The sequence below is a fragment of the Mesorhizobium waimense genome, assembly GCF_003601975.1.
Lineage (GTDB): Bacteria > Pseudomonadota > Alphaproteobacteria > Rhizobiales > Rhizobiaceae > Mesorhizobium > Mesorhizobium waimense.
The window spans coordinates 1-2,799 of the sequence record NZ_QZWZ01000127.1 but is presented as its reverse complement, the minus strand read 5'-3'; the positions used below and the strand labels follow the sequence as shown (position 1 = coordinate 2,799).

1 protein-coding gene and 1 pseudogene are annotated in these 2,799 nt (G+C 60.7%); both read right to left on the bottom strand.

From position 1 onward, the window contains the following. Window positions 1-288: 288 nt before the first annotated feature. Complete coding sequence (gene istB, locus D3227_RS40000; RefSeq protein ID WP_120019427.1) at window positions 289-1,101, bottom strand: IS21-like element ISRm9 family helper ATPase IstB; 813 nt, start codon at window positions 1,099-1,101, stop codon at window positions 289-291. After that, a pseudogene (istA, locus tag D3227_RS39995) lies at window positions 1,098-2,607 on the bottom strand (IS21 family transposase). The gene istB and the pseudogene istA overlap by 4 nt, the downstream one beginning before the upstream one ends. Window positions 2,608-2,799: the final 192 nt, after the last annotated feature.

Below are 2,799 nucleotides of genomic sequence, written 5' to 3'. Positions count from 1 at the left end.
TGTGGCGCGACAATTTGGATGGGAAGCGCGACGATCAGGATGAAGGGTCAGGTGGTCGCGATTTGGTGAAGATGGACTGTGGATCAGTGAGTTGCAAGGGGTATTTTTCGTCATTGTCGCGGCGCGTCGATGAGGCCGGCTTTTAGATTGTCGCGGAGCGGCAATCTGGATGAGAGATGTTTGTCGCGGGTGCTGTGATCCCAGCAAGAAAGCCGGCCTCCGTTTGAAGCGGGAGGCCGACCTTCATTTGCGCGACAATCTATGTTGACGTTTGTCTGTCGCGGCGCGTCAATCAGCGGGGGCTGAGGCCAGCGTTGCCGTCGCGCCGTCGCTGTTTTCCGTCAAACGGGATATTGCGGTTTTGCGCCTGTAGCTCTCGACGTTCATCTCGAAGATCGTCGCGTGATGAACCAGTCTGTCAATGGCGGCCAACGTCATGGCCTTATCTGGAAAGACCTTGTCCCATTCACCGAAGGGCTGATTTGCGGTGATGAGAAGCGAGCGGCGCTCGTATCGCGCACTGATCAGCTCAAAGAGCACACTGGTTTCGGCTTGATCCTTGCTCACATAGGCCATGTCGTCGAGCACCAGCAGATGATACTTGTCGAGCTTTGCGATGGCCCCTTCGAGATCGAGATTGCGGCGGGCGGCCTGCAGTTTCTGAACGAGGTCGGTGGTCCGGGTGTACAGCACACGCCACCCATTCTCGATCAGCCCGGCGCCGATGGCGGCCGCCAGATGCGATTTTCCGCCGCCTGGCCCGCCAAACAGCATCAGATTGGCGCCGTTCTTCAACCAGACATCTCCTGCGACCAATGCCATGACCCGGGCCTTCGAGACCATGGGCACAGCCGTGAAGTCGAAGGTATCGAGGGTTTTGCCCGGAGGAAGACGCGCTTCAGTGAGGTGGCGCTGCATACGCCGCGTTTCGCGTTCGGCGACCTCGAACTCCGCAAGCGCCGAAAGCAGCCGGGAGGCCGGCCAGCCTTCGGTGTCAGCCCGCTCGGCGAAGGTGTGCCAGGCCCTGGAGATGCCCGGTAACCGCAGATCGGTCAGCATAAGGGACAGGCGTGCGGTATCGACAGGATTGTTGGGGCTCATGCCGTGACCTCCACGCGGGTGCCGATAAGCCGGTCGTAATCGACCAGCTTACCCAGATTGACGCTAACCTGCGGAACACAGGCCGGGTTCGGCGCGAACCGGGCGCGCATGTCGTCAAGCGTCGGCAAGGTTCCCGCATCGAGCTCGCCCTGGATGGCGTGAGCGAGTGCAGCCTCGACATTGCGCTCATGGGCGAGGCTCAGCAGTTCCCACCGTCAGACGGCAGGCATCGCGTTCCGGCAGCGCCTCCATGGCGGCATGGTAGAGATTGCGATAGGCATCTCTGGGGAAGAGCTGATCGCGATAGCCGAGTCTGGGCAAAGCCCCCGGCTTCTGGCGCAGCGAATGAATGACGTGATGATAGTTCACGACATGCTGGACGGGGCCGAGCTGGCCTCTGACGCGCGGCAATGTCATCAGGAAGGTACCGCCGAGGAACAGTTCGATATGCTCCTTGAAGAGCCGTGCGCGCAGGCGATGTCCGATCAGCCGTGAAGGAACGGTGTAGAAGACCCGGCGAAGGGTAAAACCTCCGCTGCTGGTGACGTAGACGATCTCGTCTTCGCCTTCTGGCTGGCGCTTGCGCGGCAGCGCCAGCAGGCTTTCGCGCTCAATGGCGATCTCCCTGGCCCGACGGGCGTTGCGCTGGCCGACAACCTCGTCGATGAAGGCGGCAAAACTGGTGACGTCGGCAAAGTCACGCGTTCCGCGCAGGAGAAGAGCATCCTCCAGTTCCCGCTTCAGATCGCCATGGGATCCTTCGACGGCGCCGTTCTCGTGGGCGACGCCGCGATTGTTGCGGCTGGCCTTCATGCCATAATGGACACAAAGCGCTTCATACCGATCCGTCATATCCTGGGCGGCATCGGCATTGAGATTGCGGAATGCAGCCGAAAGGCTGTCAGTGCGGTCATCGCGCGGTGCTCCGCCGAGAGACCAAAGGGCATTCTGCAAGCCACTTGTCAGCGCGGCAAAACTCTCGCCGCCTTCGACAATCTCGGCATGCTCGAAGCCACTGTATGCAAGCCGGAAGTGATAGAGCAGATAATCGAAGATCACGCCGGCGATCGTGACCTTGAGGCCCGGCGCATGGGTAAAATCCGACAGCCCCATGCGTCCCGGCTCATGAACCTGCCGGAATATGACCTCCTGATCTTCGCCATGGCTCGCGCGCCATGTGCGGATCCGGCGCTCAAGTGTGCGGCGAATACCAGAACCGAGTTCGGGATGACGCTTGCAAAGCTCCCGAAGAATGCCGACAGGGCGCAAGCCGGGAGCGCTTTGCAGCATGGGAACCACCTCTTCGGTGAATATCCCTTCCAATGGATCAGGCCGGCGGCGTTCGTGTTTGACCTTCTTCTCGCTCGGTGGACGGGGGTCTGCTTCGATCCGATAACCAGTCGATGGGCTGAAACCTGATTTGGCGGCTGCGACAGGGACACTGTGCTTCTGGCGATTTTGCATATAGAGCCTCGATTGTTGATCCGTGATGTGTCTGCCGGGCATTCATTCTTCCTTTGAGCGGGAAGAAGAAATGCACCCGACACATCGCGATCACCAGACGGCGTGAACCCCTATGTGGGTTCGCGCCGTCGCCAGGAACGTCCCTCCGGTCGGGCTACGCCCTCCCTCCGTGACGCCCCTGGCGACGCTCCCTTCCAGATTGACGCTGTTCCCAGGCTGATTGCCGCGCCGCAG

What these genes read in the sequence shown, in the direction of transcription:
- istB (WP_120019427.1), bottom strand. Translation starts at nt 1,101, where the DNA reads ATGAGCCCCAACAATCCTGTCGATACCGCACGCCTGTCCCTTATGCTG.